This window comes from Actinospica acidithermotolerans, from assembly GCF_018139625.1.
GTDB classification, from domain to species: domain Bacteria; phylum Actinomycetota; class Actinomycetes; order Streptomycetales; family Catenulisporaceae; genus Actinospica; species Actinospica acidithermotolerans.
On record NZ_JAGSOH010000090.1, the window covers coordinates 13,757 to 30,939 of the forward strand.

Genomic DNA, 17,183 nt, shown 5'->3' on the forward strand with positions numbered 1-17,183 from the left:
CATTCGGGCAGGCCTTAAGGGGGACGCCGCGGCGGTCCGGCTCACGCGTCCCGGCGTACCAGCAGGTAGGCGGCCAGCGCCCAGAGCACGGCCGTCCACAGCGCGAAGACGCCGTAGCCCTGCCACGAGCTGATCAGGAAGTTGTCCGGCAGCCGCTTCGCGGTGATCACGAAGCCCGCGTTGGTCGGCTCGTAGGTGTAGAGGTACTTCCCGATCCGGCCGGGGATCAGCTGGATCAGGTTGCTGATCACCAGCAGCAGCGCCACGATGCCGGTGATCGCGCCCGCGACGTGCCGCAGCAGCGCGCCGACGACCAGCGCGAACAGGCCGAGCATCGCGAGATACAGCCCGACGCCGAACACCTCGCGCACGTTCCCGCTGTTCAGGTCGACCGAGACCAGGCTCTTGAAGGTCTGGCGCCCGATGAAGAACCCGAGGAACGCGATGACCTCGCCGATCACCAGGATCAGCAGCGTGAACACGATCGACTTGGCCGCCAGCATCCGCACCCGGTGCGGGCTGGCCAGCAGCGTCGAGCGGATCATGCCGGTCGAGTACTCGCTCGCCGTCACCATCACGCCGAGCACCGCGACCGCGAGCTGGCCGATGAACAGTCCGGAGCCGGTGATCGAGCCGATCGGGTCCAGATAGAGGTTCGCCTGCTGCTCCGGCGAGGCCTGCTTCCAGTTCACCACCGTCAGGTAGGGGAACAGCCAGCTGAAGAACAGGAAGGCGATGATCAGCGCGATCAGCGACCAGTAGGTCGAGCGCACCGAGCGGATCTTCGTCCACTCGGCCAGCAGCAGCCGGCCGAAGTGGGCGTGCCCGGTGCCCGCGTCCCGCGTCGCGATCGGGGTCATGACACTGTCACGCGCGGCCATCTGCGCCTCCCCAAGCCGGTGCGGGCCGGTGCGCGAACTCCCCGGTCTCCCGCGTGAGCTCCATGTACGCCTCTTCCAGCGAGGCACGCTGCGGCGTGAGCTCGTGCAGCACGAGGCCGCGCGCCGCCGCGAGCTCGCCGATCTCCGGCGCGGTGCTCCCGGTGACGATCAGCGCGCCGTCCAGGTCCGTGTCCGCGACCGTCCAGCCGCGTTCCCCGGCCGCCGCGCGCAGGGCCTCGGCCTCCGGCGTGCGCACCAGCACGGCGGTGTCCGAGAACTGCGCGATGAACTGGCCGACCGGCATGTCCGCCTGCAGCTTGCCGCGCCCGATGACGATCAGGTGGTCCGCGGTCACGGCCATCTCGTTCATCAGGTGGCTCGAGACGAAGATCGTCCGGCCTTCCCCGGCGAGCGCCTTGAGCAGCTGCCGGACCCACAGCACGCCCTCCGGGTCGAGCCCGTTGACCGGCTCGTCCAGGATGAGGATCTTCGGGTCGCCGAGCAGCGCCGCCGCGATGCCGAGCCGCTGGCCCATGCCCAGCGAGAACCCCTTGGTGCGCTTCTTGGCCACCCCGCTGAGCCCGACCAGCTCCAGCACCTCGGACACCCGCCGCTTGGGCACGCCCTGGGTCTGCGCGAGGTAGAGCAGGTGGTTGAACGCGCTGCGCCCGCCGTGCACGGCCCGCGCCTCCAGCAGCGCGCCGACGTAGCGCAGCGGGTCGCGCAGGTCCCGGTAGGGCAGGCCGTCGATGAGCGCGCTGCCCGAGCTCGGCCGGTCCAGCCCGAGGATCAGCCGCATCGTCGTCGATTTCCCGGCCCCGTTCGGCCCGAGAAAGCCGGTGATGCGGCCGGGCTCGACCGCGAAGCTGAGGTGGTCGACGGCGGTCGTGTCGCCGTATCTCTTGACGAGGTCCCTGACTTCGATCATGTGTGCCCCCTCTCCCGTCCACGGTACTGCGCGGATCGCGGCCGTGCGCGGGAAAAGGGCGAGGACCCCCTCGGCGTCTACCCACGCCGTCGAAGGGGCCCTCGGATCCGCGAATCTACCAGTATAAGAGGCCTGCTGGAAACCGGACGGCTACGCGTCGCGCCGCTCGAACACCCACAGGCCGAGGATCAGCGCGATCACGGCGTAGCCCATGTACACCCCGAAGCCGCTCCACGCGCTGAACGAGGTACCGACGTCGGCCACGTGCTGCGTCGCCCAGACCTGGCTGCCGGCGTTGTACGGCAGCCACTTGTCGATGTCGTTCTGCCACGAGGTCGGCATGAAGTTCGTGATGATGTTGATCACGAACAGCAGTGCCACCCCGAGGGTGATGGCGCCGGCCGTGTGCCGTAGCGCCGCGCCGATGCCGAAGGCCAGCAGCGCCGCGCCGACCAGGTAGAGGCCGCCGCCGATGACGGCCTGCAGTGCGCCGTGCGTGCTCAGGGTCAGCGTGACGCCCTTCGTCGCCCAGAAGTGCGCGCCGATGAAGAACGAGGCGAACGAGATGATCTCGCCGACGACGAAGGCCACCAGCGTGACGATCACGAGCTTCGCGAAGAAGACGTTCAGCCGCCGCGGCTGCGCGGACAGGCTGGTCCGGATCATCCCGGTGGAGTACTCCGCGGTCACCGCGAGGGCGCCGAAGACCACCATGACCAGCTGGCCGAGGATGATGCCGAACATGGTGCGCTGCACCAGGTCCTTGTGCGCGAGCTCGACCGCGGTCTCGGTGGTGTGCGAGGACTGGCCCCAGTTGCCCAGGGCGCTGATGCCCACGCCGATGACGATCGCCGCGGCCAGGGTCCAGAGCGTCGACTTCACCGAGCGGATCTTCGTCCACTCCGAGCGCAGCGCGCCGCCGAATCCGGCGCGGCCCTTGGCCTCGGGCAGCGGGGCCAGACCGGCGAACACGGGCACCTTGTCGGTCACGGTACTCATGCTGCGGCCTCCTTGCCGGCCGGAACGGCCGCGTGGTACTCGACGCTGTCCTTGGTCAGCTCCATGAACGCCTGCTCCAGCGAGGCCTGGATCGGGCTGAGCTCGTGCACCCGGATCTGGTTGTCGAAGGCCAGGTCGCCGATCTCGGCCATGCCGAGCTTCGTCACGACCAGCGCGTCCTCGCCGTCCGCGCGGACCGTGCCGCCCTTGCCGGCCAGCACCGCGCCGAGCTGCTCGAGCTGCGGGGTGCGCACCCGGATCGAGAGCTCGGAGTTGTTGTCGATGAACTCCTGGACCGTGCAGTCCGCGACGAGCTTGCCGCGGCCGATCACGATCAGGTGGTCTGCGGTGTTCTCCATCTCGCTCATCAGGTGGCTGGAGACGAACACCGTGCGGCCCTCGGCGGCCAGCGCCTTCATCAGGTTCCTGATCCAGAGGATGCCCTCCGGGTCCAGGCCGTTGACCGGCTCGTCGAACATCAGCACCTTCGGGTCGCCGAGCAGCGCCGCGGCGATGCCGAGCCGCTGGCCCATGCCGAGCGAGAAGCCCTTCGAGCGCTTCTTCGCCACCCCGCCGAGGCCGACCAGGCCGAGCACCTCGTCCACCCGCTTCTTCGGCAGGTTGTTGGTCTGCGCGAGGCACAGCAGGTGGTTGTAGGCGCTGCGGCCGCCGTGCACGGCCTTGGCGTCGAGCAGGGCGCCGACCTCGCGCAGCGGGTGCGCGGCCTGGCGGAACGGCTTGCCGTTGACGGTGACGGTGCCGGAGGTCGGGGCGTCCAGGCCCAGGATCATCCGCATCGTGGTGGACTTCCCGGCCCCGTTCGGGCCGAGGAACCCGGTCACCTGACCGGGCTTCACCGAGAACGAGAGCCGGTCCACGGCCAGCTTGTCCCCGTAACGCTTGCTGAGGCCTACCGCCTCGATCATGGTGTGCCCACTCCCCGGAGCTTGTTCTCATAAACGGACGGCCCCCACCGTAGCCAGTGCGCCGAACGAGCGTCGTCCGCCCCTGGGATGGTCCGCCCGGATGACCGGTGCTACCTCAGAGGGACCTGGAGGATCCTCCGAGAACGGCGCGTCGCCGCGCCGAGCGGCTTCGGTGCTCCGACCCATGGATACGCTGCCGCCCGCGCTGTTCACTGGGTGCAACCGTGGAAGGGAGTGGGCCGCGTGGAGTTCATCACGGCGGACAGCTGGACCGACGCGCTGCGGATCAAGACCGAACGGCCCGGGGCGGCCCCGATCGCCGGCGGCACCGACGTCATGGTCGAGCTCAACTTCGACCTGCGCCGGCCCGAGGCGCTGCTCGACCTGAGCCGGATCAGGGAGCTGAAGGACTGGGACGTGGTCGGCGGCAGCGTGCAGCTCGGCGCCGGGGTCAGCTACACCCGCGTCATCGAGGAGCTCGCCGACCGGCTGCCCGCGCTGGCCATGGCCGCGCGCACGGTCGGCTCGCCGCAGATCCGCAACCGCGGCACCGTCGCCGGGAACCTGGCCACCGCCTCCCCGGCCGGCGACGCGCACCCGGTGCTGCTCGCGACCGGGGCCGTGGTCGAGGCCGAGTCCTTCCAGCGCGGTGTGCGGAAGATCCCGGTCGACGGGTTCTTCACCGGCGTCAAGCGCTGCGCCCTGGAGCCGGACGAGCTGATCCGGGCCGTGGTCATCCCGACCGCCGCCGGGCCGCAGCAGTTCTCCAAGGTCGGCACGCGCAACGCGATGGTGATCGCCGTCTGCTCGTTCGCCATCGCCCTCGACCTGGATGCGCGCACCGTCGGCACCGGCATCGGCTCGGCCGGGCCGACCCCGCTCGCCGCCCGGGCCGCCGAGCGCTTCCTCGTCGGGGAACTGGACTGGGACACCCTGAAGGTCTCCGAGGCCGCGGCGGCGCGCTTCGGAAAGCTGGTGGCTCAGGCGGCTCAACCCATCGACGACGTGCGCGGCACCGCGTCGTACCGCAAGCACGCCCTCGAGGTGCTGGCCGTGCGGGCGCTGGGCTGGATCAGGGGGTGCGCGTGACCGGGAAGGGAATCCGCCTGGAGCTGACGCTCAACGGAAAACGGCAGGTGGCGACGGACGTCCCCGCCAATACGTCGCTGCTGGGCGCGCTGCGCGACCACTTCGGGCTGCCCGGCGCGAAGAACGCCTGCGAGCAGGGGGAGTGCGGCTCCTGCACCGTCTTTCTCGACGGGACGCCGGTTTGTTCCTGCCTGGTCGCCGCGGGCCAGGCGCAGGGCGCGGCGGTCGGCACCGTCGAGGGCCTGGCTGACGAGGACGGACTGAGTCTGGTGCAGCAGGCTTTCGTCACAGCCGGGGCGGTGCAGTGCGGGTTCTGCACCCCGGGATTTTTGATGGTGGTCCGTGACCTCCAATTGCGGGCCCGAGGTCGTACAATCATAAACCTCGATGACGACGAGGTCCGTGAAGCGCTGGCCGGGAACCTGTGCCGCTGCACCGGATACGAGAAGGTGATCGACGCCGTTCGCGCGGCGCTCGCTGATCCGGACGTTCCGCGGCGGTCGGTGGGGGCAAGCGGATGAGCGGGACCTTCGTCATCGAGAACTGCGCCGTCGCTACAGTGGACGGGCGCGGTTCCGAGTATGCCGTCGGTTACGTGGTGGTCTCCGACGGCAGAATCGTGCAGGTGGGCCCCGGAGCTGCCCCGGTCCTCCAGCACGATGGAGCCCGGGTGGTGGACGGTAGTGGGTGCCTTGCCACCCCCGGGCTCGTAAACTCGCACCACCACCTCTACCAGTGGATCTTCCGGGGTTTGGCCAGGGATGCCACCCTGTTCGGCTGGCTCACCGAGCTCTATCCGCGCTGGGCCCGCATCGACGAGCCGGCGGTGCGGGCGGCGGCCCGGGCCGGGCTCGGCTGGCTGGCGCTCAGCGGCTGCACCACCTCGGCCGACCACCACTACGTCTTCCCGCGCGGCTCCGGCGACCTGCTCGGCGCCACCCTCCGGGCCGCCCGGGAGGTGGGCGTCCGGCTTGACGCGACCCGCGGCTCGATGGACCTCGGCCGCTCGGCCGGGGGACTGCCGCCGGACTCGGTCGTCGAGGACCTCGACGAGATCCTCAGCGCCAGCGCCGAGGCCGTCGAGCGGTACCACGACCCCTCGCCCGGCTCGCTGACCAGGATCGCGCTCGCGCCGTGCTCGCCCTTCTCGGTCACCGACGAGCTGATGAAGCAGTCCGCCGTGCTCGCGCGGGAGCTCGGCGTCCGGCTGCACACGCACCTCGCCGAGACCGTCGAAGAGGACGCATACTGCCGCGAGCAGTTCGGGGTCACCCCCGCGGAGTACGTCGAATCGCTCGGCTGGATGGGCGCGGACGTCTGGTTCGCCCACGGCGTGCACCTCGACGACGCCGCGATCGCTCGGATGGCCGCCACCGGCACCGGCCTGGCGCACTGCCCCAGCTCGAACGGCCGGCTCGGCGCCGGCCTCGCGCCGATCAAGGCCCTGCTGAACGCGGGCGCGCCGGTCGGCCTCGGCGTGGACGGAGCCGCGTCCCAGGAATCCGGCATGCTCGTCGAGGAGCTGCGGCAGTCGGTCTACGTCTCGCGCTACCGGGCGCTGACCGGAGCCGCCGACCGTTCCCTCGACGCCCGAACCGCCCTCTACCTCGGTACGGCCGGAGGCGCCAAGGTGCTCGGCCGCCAGGACGAGATCGGTTCGCTGGCTCCCGGCTACTGCGCCGACATCGCGCTGTGGAAGCTGGACGGGCTCGGCCACGCCGACATCACCGATCCGGTCGCCGCGCTCGTCTTCGGCCCTCCCGCGCCCCTCAAGCTGCTGACCGTGCACGGCGAGACCGTGGTCGAGGACGGCGAACTGCGGACCGTGGACGCCGCCGAACTCGCGCGCGACGCCCGGGCCGCCCACCTGCGGATGATGGAGGCAGACCGATGACCGTCACCACCTCCACCCCCGTGCACAAGGGCATCGGCGGCAGCCCGCTCCGACCCGACGGCACGCTCAAGGTCACCGGCGAGTTCGCGTACTCCTCGGACCTGTGGGCCGAGGGCATGCTCTACGGCTCGACCCTCCGCAGCCCGCACCCGCGCGCCCGGATCGTGCGCATCGACACCTCGGCCGCGGCGGCGATGGCCGGCGTCCACGCCGTGCTGACCAGTGCCGACATCCCCGGCAAGAAGACGTACGGCCTGATCGCGGACGACTGCCCGGTCCTCGCCATCGACGAAGTGCGCTATCACGGCGAGCCGGTCGCCGTCGTCGCAGCCGACGACCTGGACACGGCGCGGCGCGCGGCGAAGGCGATCGTCGTCGAATACGAGGTCCTCGAGCCGGTCTCCGACATGCGCCGCGCCGCGTTCGACGCCGAGAGCCCGCGCGTGCACGCGGACCGCGCCGACAACATCGTGCGCTACCAGCCGGTTCGGCGGGGGAACCCGGACGCCGCGGATCTCCAGGATCGCGTGGCCGTGGTCGTCACCCGCGAATACGAGGTCGGCATGCAGGACCAGGCCTTCCTCGGACCCGAATCGGGCCTCGCCATACCGACCGAGGACGGCGGCGTCGACCTGCACGTCGCGACCCAGTGGCTGCACGTGGACCAGGAGCAGATGGCCCCCTGCCTCGCGCTGCCGCCGGAAAAGGTGCAGCTCACGCTCGCGGGCGTGGGCGGCGCGTTCGGCGGCCGCGAGGACCTGTCGATGCAGATCCACGCCTCGATGCTGGCGCTGCGGACGAAGCGGCCGGTCAAGATGGTCTACGACCGCAGGGAATCGTTCTTCGGCCACGTCCACCGGCACCCGGCCCTGATGAAGTACACGCACGCCGCCGACGCGGACGGCCGCCTGGTCTACGCCAAGGCGCAGCTCCTGCTGGACGGCGGCGCGTACGCCTCGACGACGGACGCGGTCGTCGGCAACGCGGCGTCGCTCGGCATCGGGCCGTACGAGTGCGACGACGTGCTCATCGAGGCCTACGGCCTCTATACCAACAACCCGCCGTGCGGAGCGATGCGCGGCTTCGGGGCAGTCCAGGCCTGCTTCGCCTACGAGTCGCAGATGGACGAGGTCGCGGCCGCGCTCGGTATGGACCCCGTCGAGATCCGCCGGATCAACGCGGTGAAGGAGGGTTCGATCCTCCCGACCGGCCAGCGGATCGAGGGCCCGGCGCCGCTGCGCGAGATCCTCGACGAACTGGTCACGATGCCGATGCCGCCGGAGCCGAGCCTGCCGGAGCCGGGGGAGCCGGAGCCCAGGACGCGGGTGCCGGGGGAGCGGTGGGAGCTGCCGCCGGGCGGATACGGGAACACGACCAGAGGCGAGGGCGTGCGCCGAGGGGTCGGCTACGGCGTGGGCATCAAGAACATCTGCTACTCGGAAGGCTTCGACGACTTCTCCACCGCGCGCGTGCGCCTGGAGATCTCCGGCGGTGAGCCGATCGCCTCCGTGCATACCGCGGCGGCCGAGGTCGGCCAGGGCCTCGTCACTCTGCAGGCCCAGATCGCGCGCACCGAACTCGGCGTGGACCACGCGGTCGTCCTGCCGGCGGATACGCAGGTCGGCTCGGCCGGCTCGTCGTCCGCGTCCCGCCAGTCCTACATGACCGGCGGCGCGGTGAAGACGGCATGCGAAGCCGTCCGCATGGAAGTCATCGAACTGGCCCGGCGGAAGTTCCCCGAGCTGCTATCGGACGACGAGTCGTGGTCCGACATCCACCTCGCCGACGGCGCGCTGCACCTCGGCGCCGGCGTCGCGACGGGCGCCCGCCTGCTGGCCCGACTGAGCGACGTACTCGGCACCGACGTCGTCGAGGCCACCCGCGAGTACCATCACCGCCGCACGAATCCCCTCGATCCCGAGACCGGCCAAGGGGATTCGCACGTCCAGTTCGCGATGGCCGCCCATCGTGCCGTCGTCGACGTGGACGTGGAACTGGGCCTCGTCCATGTAGTGCAGATGGATGTAGTCCAGGACGTAGGCAAGATCCTCAACCGGCTCTCGCTCGAAGGCCAGATCCAGGGCGGCACGGCCCAGGGCCTCGGCCTCGCCCTGATGGAGGAGATCCAGACCCGCGACGGCCTGGTCCGCAACCCGTCCTTCACCGACTACCTAATCCCGACGATCCTCGACATGCCGCCGCTCAACATGCGCATCCTCGAGTTCGCCGACCCCAACTCGCCCTACGGACTGCGCGGCGCCGGCGAGCCGCCGACGCTCTCGTCGACCCCGGCGATCGTCGCCGCGGTCCGCGCCGCATGCGGCCGCCCGCTGCGCCGAATCCCGTTACGCCCCGAGCAGATCGCCCTCGTTGAAGGGTACGGCGACGAGGGCGGTGAAGAAGATGTCTGACCTCACCGACCACATCGAGGCCTGGCACACCAGCGGCAGTCCGTACGCTCTGGCCACCATCGTCGACGCGCGCGGCAGCACCCCGCGCGACATAGGACCGGCCTTCGCCGTGGACGGCACCGGCCGCGCGGTCGGCAGCGTCTCCGGCGGCTGCGTCGACGCCGCGGTCTACGACCTCTGCCTCCGCGTCCTCGGCAGCGCGTCCGAGGGCCCGCTGCGCGAGACGTACTCCGACACCGACGAGGACGACCTGGCCCCCGCCCTCGTCTGCGGCGGCGAGATCACCATCGAGGCCCGCCGCGTCGACCCCCGGCTGGAGAACTCCCCGGTGCCTGAGCCCTCCGAGCCGCCGCGCCTCCTCATCTTCGGCGCCGTGGCTTTCACCGACGCCCTCGTGAAGATGGGCAGACTCCTCGACTTCCACGTCACCGTCTGCGACGCCCGCCCCATCTTCGCCACCCGCGAGCGCTACCCGTGGGCCGACGAGGTCGTCGTCAGCTGGCCGCACAAGTACCTCGTCGAGACCCCGACCGACGCCCGCACAGCCATCTGCGTCCTCACCCACGACGAGCGCTTCGACGTCCCCGTCCTGCGCGAAGCCCTCCGCATGCCGGTCGCCTTCGTCGGCGCCATCGGCTCCCGCCGCACCTGCGCCCACCGGCTGGCCCGCCTCCAGGACCTCGGCGTCCCCCCGGCCGACCTCGCCCGCCTCCGCTCCCCGATCGGCCTCGACCTCGGCGCCCACACCCCCGAGGAGGTCGCCGTCTCCATCCTCGCCGAGATCATCGCCGTCACCCGCGGCGGCTCCGGCCGCCCCCTGAGCGAGACCGACGGGCCGATCCACCACGGCTGAGCGCCTGCTGGCGGCTACTGCTCGGCCTGTGCTTCGCCGGTGTGGGTGTGCTCGGGCCGCTGGTTACCGCGTGGGCCGAGCGCACCCCGCCTCCCTTGGCCGCGTCCGCGCCGGGTCTTGACACTTCCCCCTAAGATTTCTGCTCGTGGCCGAACCCATAACCGTCGAGTTCGAGCTGGGCGCCGACGAAGTGACCAGCGAGCTCGGACTGCGCTCCGAGCGGAAGAACAGCCTCTACACCGCGGCCCTCATGGTGGTGGGCGCGGGCGTCTGCCTCGCGTTCTACCTGCAGGGCGACCGGCCCAAGATGTGGATGCCGGCGGCGCTGCTCGGGCTGTACGCGCTGATCATGCTCGTGTACGCGTATGTGCACCTGCCGCGGAAGATGCGCGCCAACGCGGCGCGGCTGGCCGGGACGGCTCGGGTGAAGTTCGCCGACGACGGGATCCGGTACGGCGGCGCGGGCACGGCCAAGGGGTACAGCTGGGGCAAGGTGAGCAGCGTGCTCGACCGGCCCGGCGCCTGGGTGATCACGGCGGGCAAGAAGTCCGAGGGCTTCATCATCCCCAAGCAGGCGGTCCCGGCCGACCAGGCCGAGCAGTTCGCGCTCGCGCTGCGCGAGTGGTCCGGCAAGGCGTACAAGCAGCGCAAGCGCTAGCAGCGAGCCGCGCCAGGAACTTGCGACCTCCCGCAACAAATGCGCGGTACCGTAGCCGCACTATGCGGCTGCGTGATCTGGTCGACAGCGCCGAGCTCGGTCTTCTCCTGGTGACCGGGCAAGCCGGGCTGGACCGTGAGGTGCGCTCGGTCATGGTCACCGACCTGCCCGAGCCGAGCCGCTACCTGCGCGGCGGCGAGCTGGTCGTCACGGGTTTGCTGTGGCGTGCGTCCTCAGATCTGCGTCGGCACGCGTCTTCAGGCCCGGTGAGGGCGGCTGCCACGGACGTCGGGTCTGAGGACGCTGACGATGCCGCCTCCGCCTCTGCCGCCTCCGCCGAGCGCTTCGTCGCGGCCGTCGCCGAGGGCCACGCGGCGGCCATCGCCGCAGGTGACACCACCGACGAGGAGCTTCCGCCTGACCTGGTCGCCGCCTGCACCCGGCACAACGTCCCGCTGCTGCACGTGCCCGGACGGCTCTCCTTCGCCGAGCTGAGCGAGTGGTTCTCCCGCCGCACCTCCGAGCTGCGCGCGCACGACACCGGCGAACTGCTGGCCCGGCATCGCCGCCTGCTCGGCGCGGGCGCGCGGCGCGGAGTGAGCGGGATCCTCGAGCTGATCGCCGCAGAGTCAGGGCTCGAAGGGCTGCTGATCAGCGCGGCCGGCGACGTGCTCGTCGAGCCGGGGATGACCGTCGTGCCGCAGCTCGTCCACGTCCTCACCCGCGAGGCGGTGCGCACGGCCGCGCTGCCGGAGCGACGGGTCGAGTACCGCGGCGAGAGCTACAGCGTCTTCACCGTCAGCGGCGACTCCCCGACGCCGGTCGACGATTGGTACGTCGTCTTCGAGGGCGACTCGCGGAACTGGCCGCCGCAGCGCCGCGACGTGGCCCGCGGCGCCGCGCGGCTGCTCAGCGCGGAACGCCAGTGGCTCGCCGAAGCACGCGAACCGCTGCGCCAGCTCGGGCAGGACCTCGCCCAGCTCGTCGCGCAGGAGGGGCCGGTCGCCGAGATCGTGGCGCGGCTGCGCCCGGTCGGGCTCTCCGCGGTCGACGGGCTGCGCGTCGTGGCCGTCACCGTCGAGGGGAACAACCCGGCGATCCGGGTACTGCGGGCCCTGATCGACGATCCGCAGGGTACGAAGCCGTTGCCCGCCGCCGCGTTGCCGGACGGGCGCGCGGTCGGCATCGTCGGCGAGCCGAAGGACGACGGCGACGCCGTCGAGCGGCTGACCGCGCGGCTGAAGGCCATCGGGCCCGCGCTCGGCCTGGACCGGGTCCGCGTCGGGGTCAGCGACCTGGTGACGACGGCGACCGCGCTTCCCGCCGCCGTGCGCGAGGCCGGATACGCCCTCGGCCTCGCCGCTCGCGACCGAGAACGGCTCCGCGTCGCCGGGCACACCGACCTCGCCACGCACGAGGCGCTGCTCGCGCACGTCCCCGACGAGCTGCGCGCGGGCTACGTGAACCGGCTGCTCGGCCCGCTGCGCGCCCACGACGACCGGCACCACGCCGCCCTGGAGGAGACCCTCGACGTCTTCCTGCAGTGCTCAGGATCCTGGAGCCGCTGCGCGGCGCAACTGCACATCCACGTCAACACGCTGCGATATCGGATCGCCAGGATCGCCGAGCTGACCGGCCGCGATCCGACCAGGCTGGAGGACCAGGTGGACCTCTTCCTCGCGCTGCGGGCCCGGTGACGCGGATGAGCGTCGTCGGCATCGTGCTCGCCGCCGGGGCCGGGAGCCGGATGGGCGGCCCGAAGGCGAACCTCGACTTCCGGGGTACTCCGCTGATCACCCGCGCCGTCCGGACCGCCTTCGCGGGGGGCTGCGATCGGGTGTGCGCGGTCGTCGGTGCGGAGATCGAGCGGGCCACCGCGCACGCCGAGGCCGCCGGGGCCTTCGTCGTCGTGAACGAGGCGTGGGCCGAGGGCATGGGCGGCTCGCTGCGCGCGGGCCTGGACGCGGTCGAGGCCGCCGAGCCCGAAGCGTCAGCCGCGCTCGTGCTGCTCGTCGACCAGCCCTACATCACCGCCAACGCGGTCGCCGCGGTGCTCAGCGCGGGCCGCGGCCGTGACGACGGCGGAGTGCTGGCCGCCGCGGTCTACGAAACCGGGCGCGGCCACCCCGTCCTGATCGGCCGCGCGCACTGGGAAGCACTGCGCCCGACGCTCTCCGGAGACATCGGAGCACGCGCGTACCTTCAGGCCCATCAGGACGAGCTCATCCTCGTACCTTGCGACGCCGTGGCCGATCCGCGCGACCTCGACCGGCCCGAGGACCTCGCCGCGCCCGGCTGAGATCCGAGGACGTCCCGGGTGTGACGGAAATCGTTCTCACAGCGCGGTGCACGACCGTAGCAAAGCTGATATGAAGGACACCGACGCCGTCCTACCCACTCAACGATGCCCATATTTCACATGACGCGATCCGCGCTGCTCCTGCTCGCCGACTCGAGATTCCCGGCAGGCGCACACGCACACTCCGGCGGCCTCGAATCCGCCGTCGCGGCGGGTCGGGTGCATGACACGGCCACCCTGCACGCGTTCCTAACCGGGCGCCTGCACACGGCCGCGCTGGTCGCCGCATCGTTCGCGGCCGCCGCGTGCCACTGCGAGAACGCCGAGACGCTGGCCGAACTCGACCACGAGTACGACATCCGCCTGCTCTCGCCCGCGCTCCGGACCGCATCGCGCCGTCTCGGCAAGCAGCTGCTGCGCACGGCCCGAACCACCTGGCCTGTACCGCGTCTCAACCTGCTCGCCGCAACGCCGGACGGGGGCTCGCACCACCCCGTCGTACTCGGCGTGGTCTGCGCGGCCGCCGGGATCGCGCCGGAGGACGCGGCGTTGTGCGCGGTGCAGGGCGCGATCACGGTCCCGGCCGACGCGGCGATCCGCCTCCTGGGCCTCGACCCCGGCGAGGTCTCCGGCGTGCTCGCGAAGCTGGCCCCGCCTGCCGACCGGACCGCGTCCAAGGCCCTGACCCTGGCCCGGATGGCCCAGCTCAAGAACGATTTCAGCATGCTGCCCGCGCTCGGCTCCCCGCTGCTCGACCTCGCCGCCGAGGACCATGCCACCTGGGAGGCGCGTCTCTATGCCAGCTAAGGCCGCGAAGACCCCCGAGGCGAGGGAGACCCCTGAGGCGGGGGAGACCCCTGAGATCCCCGAGGCGCCCGCTCGGCGCGGCACCCTGCGGATCGGCGTCGGCGGACCTGTCGGCGCCGGCAAGACATCCCTGGTCGCGGCGCTGTGCCGAACCCTGGGCGAGGAGCTGTCGATCGCCGTGGTCACCAACGACGCGCACGCCGCGCAAGACGCGGCCTTCCTCGTCGAACGCGGCTCGCTCGACGCCGAACGGATCACCGCCGTGCAGACCGGCGGCAGCCCGCACGCGGCGATCCGCGACGACATCGCCGCCAACCTGGAGGCGGTCGAATCTCTTGAGGCGGCCCTGGACCCGCTCGACCTGGTACTCATCGAAAGCGGTGGCGGCAGCCTGAGCGCGACCTTCAGCAGGGGTCTGATCGACCGGCAGATATTCGTGATCGACGTCGCCGCGGGGGAGCGGCTGCCGCGCAAGGGGGGCCTCGGCATCACGTCCGCCGACCTCCTCGTCGTCAACAAGACCGATCTCGCGCCGCACGTGCCCGCCGACCTCGAGGTGATGCGCCGCGACGCCGCGGCCCAGCGCGCCGCCGGCCCGGGCGGCATCGTCCGCGAGACGCCGCTGCCCACGCTGTTCACCTCCCTCAGCGAGCACCCCGGCGCGCCCGCCGTCGCCGACTGGGTCAGGGGACTGATCGTCGAGCACAGAAGCCCGGCGGCCGCGTGAAGGCCCGCGCCCGCATCGTGGCCCGCGCCGAGCAGGACGGCACCACCAGCCTGACCACGCTCGCCGGCGAGACCCCGCTCCTGCTCAGACGCGCCGCGCACCCGGACGGCCTGGACACCGCCCGGATCCACCTGATGGGCGGCACGGCGGGCCCGATCGGCGGCGACGACCTCGCGTACCGCGTGGAGATCGGCGAGGGCGCGAAGGTCCAGGTCCGCAGCATGGCGGCCACCCTCGCGCTGCCCGGCCCCGGCGGCGCCCAGTCCACCCTCGCCTTCGACGTGCGCGTGGGCTCCGGCGCACGACTCGACTGGGCCCCCGAACCCCTCATCGCCGCCCGCGGCGCCAACCACGCCGTCCTCGCCAGCCTCGACCTCGCCGAGGACGCCGAGCTCACCTGGCGCGAGGATGTAGTCCTAGGCCGCGACGACGAGGGTCCGGGCTCGGTCCGCTCCCGCACCCGCATCACCCGCGCCGGCCGCGTCGTCTTCGACCACGAATTCGCTGTCGGCCCCCGCTACCCCGGCTCCCTCGGCCCGGCCGGCACCGCCGGCTACCGCCGCGTGACCCTGACCGTCGAATTCACCAAAGGCGAGCACCGCCCCACGATCAAACTCGCCTTCTCCGGAGCCGACCTCCCCGACCTGTCCCACACCTTCACGTAGGCCGCGGGTCGGCGGCCGCGGGCTGCGGTACCTGTGCCCGCCGGCCGCCGTATCCCTCCTCGCTCACTCCCGTAGGCTGCGGGACGGTGCCTGCCGGCGGCCGCCGGACCCCTCCCTGCCCACTCCCGTAGGCTGCGGGACCGTGAAGCTAGAACCGTTCCCCGCTGCCCCCGCCACAGAAGCTGACGCGGTAGCCGAACAGGACCGCCTCCGCCCGCTCGTCCAGACCCAAGGCGCCGCGCCGGAGCCGCTCCGCTGGATCGCAGGCCTCGACGTCGCCTACGCCGTCGATGAGTCCTGCGTAGCCGGTGCCGTGACCGTCCTCGACGCCGAGACCCTGACCGTCGTCGAAACGGCCACCGCCCTGCGCTCCGTCGACTTCCCCTACATCCCCGGCCTGCTGGCGTTCCGCGAGATCCCGGCCCTGCTCGACGCGCTCGGCAAGCTCATCCACGTACCCGACCTGCTCGTCTGCGACGGCTACGGCCTGGCCCACCCGCGCCGCTTCGGCCTGGCGTGCCACCTCGGCGTGCTCACCGACGTCCCCACGTTCGGCGTCGCGAAGACCGCCTTCATCGGCACCTTCGACGAGCCCGGCCAGGCCCGCGGCGACAGTTCCGACCTGGTCGACGGGGGAGAGGTCATCGGCCGCGTCCTGCGCACCCAGCCGAAGATCAAGCCCGTCTTCGTATCCACAGGTCATCGCATCGCGCTAGACGTCGCCACAGGCCTCGCCTTGCGCCTAGCCCCCGAATACCGCCTCCCCGAGACGACCCGCACCTCCGACCAAGCCTCCCGCCGAGCGCTGGCGGCCGGACTGGCTACCGGACTGGCTACCGGACTGGTTACCGGGCCGGCTCACCCGGTGAACTAACCTGGACGAGTGACGAGCACCGAGATCACCGCCCACACGATCCTCCCCGCCCACCGCGAGGACATCGAGCTCAAGACCGCCGACGGCCTGACCCTGGTCGGCGAGCTGGCCCTGCCGCCGCACGGCCGCCCGCCGGTGGCCACGCTCGTCACCCTGCACCCGCTGCCCACGCACGCGGGCATGATGGACAGCCACGTCTACCGCAAGGCGGCCTGGCGGCTGCCCGCACTGGCGGATCTCGCAGTCCTCCGCTTCAACACCCGAGGCACCACCTCGGCCCGAGGAACCAGCGAAGGCGCCTTCGGCGACGGCATCGCCGAGCAGCACGACGTCGCCGCCGCGATCGACTTCGCCGACCACCGCGACCTGCCCAACCCCTGGTTGGTCGGCTGGAGCTTCGGCACCGAGCTCACCCTGAAGTACGGCTGCGAGCCCCACATCCAGGGCGCCATCCTGCTCTCCCCGCCCCTCCACCGCGCCGGCGACGCCGAGATCGCCCGCTGGGCCGATTCCGGCAAGCCGGTCAAGATCCTCGTCCCCGAGCACGACGACTACCTCAAGCCCGCCGAAGCCCGCACCCGCTTCGCCCCCCTCCTGACCCCCGAGGCCAAGTCGCGCGGCTGCGACCTCATCGCCGTAGACGGCGCCAAGCACCTGTGGGTCGGCGAGAAGTACGTCCGCATCGTCCTAGACGAAATCGTCCGCTCGGTGAACCCGGCCGCCGCCCCCCTCCCCCAGGAGTACGACGGCTGCGACGGCCCCGCCGAAAAGTACACGGCGTAAGCCCGGCTCTGCAGCCAGGCGCCGGTGCGCTCACGCAGTCGCTAGCGCCGCTGACGCACGCGCAAGTGCCGCCCCCGCACGCGCCCGGTGCCGCCCCCGCACGCGCAAGTGCCGCTCACGCACCAAGCGTGAGCGGCACCGGCGCTGTCGATCGCTGGATCAGTGGCCCGAGTACGGATTCTGCTGCCCGTACTGCCCACCCTGAGGCGGATAGCCCCCTTGCGGCGGCGGCTGCCCGTACGGATTCTGCTGAGGTTGCGGCTGCCCGAACTGCGGCTGCTGGGGCTGCCCGAACTGCGGTTGCTGCCCATACTGGCCGCCCGGCTGCCCATACTGCCCGCCGGGCTGCACCTGCTGCCCAGCCCCGTAATACGGATTCCCGCCACCCC

18 protein-coding genes are annotated in these 17,183 nt (G+C 71.7%); 14 read left to right on the top strand and 4 right to left on the bottom strand.

The annotated features are described in order from the left end of the window. Window positions 1-41 precede the first annotated feature (41 nt). The 4 genes from KDK95_RS24830 to KDK95_RS24845 all read right to left on the bottom strand — a co-directional run bounded on the left by KDK95_RS24830 (window position 42) and on the right by KDK95_RS24845 (window position 3,734). Window positions 42-881: an ABC-2 transporter permease family protein gene (locus tag KDK95_RS24830; protein ID WP_212520692.1), complete on the bottom strand. Its 840-nt coding sequence runs from the start codon at window positions 879-881 to the stop codon at window positions 42-44. Further along, a complete protein-coding gene (locus KDK95_RS24835) occupies window positions 868-1,809 on the bottom strand; it encodes an ABC transporter ATP-binding protein (protein WP_212520693.1) in 942 nt (313 codons plus the stop codon). The genes KDK95_RS24830 and KDK95_RS24835 overlap by 14 nt, the downstream gene beginning before the upstream one ends. Before the next feature lie 150 nt (window positions 1,810-1,959). Next, window positions 1,960-2,808, bottom strand: coding sequence for a DUF2705 family protein (locus KDK95_RS24840; RefSeq protein WP_212520694.1), 849 nt, complete (start codon window positions 2,806-2,808; stop codon window positions 1,960-1,962). After that, on the bottom strand, window positions 2,805-3,734 hold the full coding sequence (locus KDK95_RS24845; RefSeq protein WP_212520695.1) for an ABC transporter ATP-binding protein: 930 nt from the start codon (window positions 3,732-3,734) through the stop codon (window positions 2,805-2,807). The genes KDK95_RS24840 and KDK95_RS24845 overlap by 4 nt, the downstream gene beginning before the upstream one ends. Before the next feature lie 243 nt (window positions 3,735-3,977). Here KDK95_RS24845 and KDK95_RS24850 point away from each other — a divergent pair, with 243 nt between their 5' ends. The 14 genes from KDK95_RS24850 to KDK95_RS24915 form a co-directional block, all read left to right on the top strand. After that, window positions 3,978-4,823 carry an FAD binding domain-containing protein gene (locus tag KDK95_RS24850; protein ID WP_212520696.1) on the top strand — a complete coding sequence of 282 codons (846 nt, stop codon included), beginning with the start codon at window positions 3,978-3,980 and terminating at the stop codon, window positions 4,821-4,823. An 11-nt stretch (window positions 4,824-4,834) separates the two neighbouring features. Continuing rightward, window positions 4,835-5,344, top strand: coding sequence for a (2Fe-2S)-binding protein (locus KDK95_RS24855; protein ID WP_212520709.1), 510 nt, complete (start codon window positions 4,835-4,837; stop codon window positions 5,342-5,344). Then, the gene (locus KDK95_RS24860; protein ID WP_212520697.1) at window positions 5,341-6,717 is read left to right on the top strand and encodes an 8-oxoguanine deaminase; all 1,377 of its coding nucleotides are present in this window, start codon (window positions 5,341-5,343) and stop codon (window positions 6,715-6,717) included. Before KDK95_RS24855 ends, KDK95_RS24860 begins: the two co-directional genes overlap by 4 nt. Then, window positions 6,714-9,128: a xanthine dehydrogenase subunit D gene (pucD, locus tag KDK95_RS24865; protein WP_212520698.1), complete on the top strand. Its 2,415-nt coding sequence runs from the start codon at window positions 6,714-6,716 to the stop codon at window positions 9,126-9,128. Before KDK95_RS24860 ends, pucD begins: the two co-directional genes overlap by 4 nt. Beyond that, window positions 9,121-9,981 carry an XdhC family protein gene (locus KDK95_RS24870; protein ID WP_212520699.1) on the top strand — a complete coding sequence of 287 codons (861 nt, stop codon included), beginning with the start codon at window positions 9,121-9,123 and terminating at the stop codon, window positions 9,979-9,981. Before pucD ends, KDK95_RS24870 begins: the two co-directional genes overlap by 8 nt. Before the next feature lie 145 nt (window positions 9,982-10,126). Continuing rightward, window positions 10,127-10,639 carry a YcxB family protein gene (locus KDK95_RS37875; protein WP_212520700.1) on the top strand — a complete coding sequence of 171 codons (513 nt, stop codon included), beginning with the start codon at window positions 10,127-10,129 and terminating at the stop codon, window positions 10,637-10,639. 62 nt (window positions 10,640-10,701) lie between these two features. Next, window positions 10,702-12,336 (top strand): helix-turn-helix domain-containing protein, encoded by a 1,635-nt coding sequence (locus KDK95_RS24880; protein WP_212520701.1) that lies wholly within the window; start codon window positions 10,702-10,704, stop codon window positions 12,334-12,336. Window positions 12,337-12,341: 5 nt separating this feature from the next. After that, on the top strand, window positions 12,342-12,938 hold the full coding sequence (locus KDK95_RS24885) for a nucleotidyltransferase family protein (RefSeq protein WP_212520702.1): 597 nt from the start codon (window positions 12,342-12,344) through the stop codon (window positions 12,936-12,938). Between the two features lie 120 nt (window positions 12,939-13,058). Beyond that, the gene (locus KDK95_RS24890) at window positions 13,059-13,745 is read left to right on the top strand and encodes an urease accessory protein UreF (protein WP_212520703.1); all 687 of its coding nucleotides are present in this window, start codon (window positions 13,059-13,061) and stop codon (window positions 13,743-13,745) included. Continuing rightward, entirely contained in the window at window positions 13,735-14,472 is a 738-nt protein-coding gene (ureG, locus tag KDK95_RS24895) for an urease accessory protein UreG (protein WP_212520704.1), read from the top strand. Before KDK95_RS24890 ends, ureG begins: the two co-directional genes overlap by 11 nt. Further along, window positions 14,469-15,137, top strand: a complete 669-nt coding sequence (locus KDK95_RS24900) for an urease accessory protein UreD (protein WP_212520705.1) — start codon at window positions 14,469-14,471, stop codon at window positions 15,135-15,137. Before ureG ends, KDK95_RS24900 begins: the two co-directional genes overlap by 4 nt. 142 nt (window positions 15,138-15,279) lie before the next feature. Beyond that, a complete protein-coding gene (gene nfi / locus KDK95_RS24905) occupies window positions 15,280-16,011 on the top strand; it encodes a deoxyribonuclease V (RefSeq protein WP_212520706.1) in 732 nt (243 codons plus the stop codon). Between the two features lie 9 nt (window positions 16,012-16,020). After that, on the top strand, window positions 16,021-16,794 hold the full coding sequence (locus tag KDK95_RS24910; protein ID WP_212520707.1) for an alpha/beta hydrolase: 774 nt from the start codon (window positions 16,021-16,023) through the stop codon (window positions 16,792-16,794). A gap of 162 nt (window positions 16,795-16,956) precedes the next feature. Continuing rightward, the coding region (locus tag KDK95_RS24915; protein WP_212520708.1) for a hypothetical protein at window positions 16,957-17,183 on the top strand (227 nt) is incomplete at its 3' end.

Bases quoted from the DNA above. Each gene is read 5' to 3' on its own strand.
- KDK95_RS24830 (WP_212520692.1), bottom strand. From the start codon at position 881: ATGGCCGCGCGTGACAGTGTCATGACCCCGATCGCGACGCGGGACGCG.
- KDK95_RS24835 (WP_212520693.1), bottom strand. From the start codon at position 1,809: ATGATCGAAGTCAGGGACCTCGTCAAGAGATACGGCGACACGACCGCC.
- KDK95_RS24840 (WP_212520694.1), bottom strand. From the start codon at position 2,808: ATGAGTACCGTGACCGACAAGGTGCCCGTGTTCGCCGGTCTGGCCCCG.
- KDK95_RS24845 (WP_212520695.1), bottom strand. From the start codon at position 3,734: ATGATCGAGGCGGTAGGCCTCAGCAAGCGTTACGGGGACAAGCTGGCC.
- KDK95_RS24860 (WP_212520697.1), top strand. From the start codon at position 5,341: ATGAGCGGGACCTTCGTCATCGAGAACTGCGCCGTCGCTACAGTGGAC.
- pucD (WP_212520698.1), top strand. From the start codon at position 6,714: ATGACCGTCACCACCTCCACCCCCGTGCACAAGGGCATCGGCGGCAGC.
- KDK95_RS24870 (WP_212520699.1), top strand. From the start codon at position 9,121: ATGTCTGACCTCACCGACCACATCGAGGCCTGGCACACCAGCGGCAGT.
- KDK95_RS24880 (WP_212520701.1), top strand. From the start codon at position 10,702: ATGCGGCTGCGTGATCTGGTCGACAGCGCCGAGCTCGGTCTTCTCCTG.
- KDK95_RS24885 (WP_212520702.1), top strand. From the start codon at position 12,342: ATGAGCGTCGTCGGCATCGTGCTCGCCGCCGGGGCCGGGAGCCGGATG.
- KDK95_RS24890 (WP_212520703.1), top strand. From the start codon at position 13,059: ATGACGCGATCCGCGCTGCTCCTGCTCGCCGACTCGAGATTCCCGGCA.
- ureG (WP_212520704.1), top strand. From the start codon at position 13,735: ATGCCAGCTAAGGCCGCGAAGACCCCCGAGGCGAGGGAGACCCCTGAG.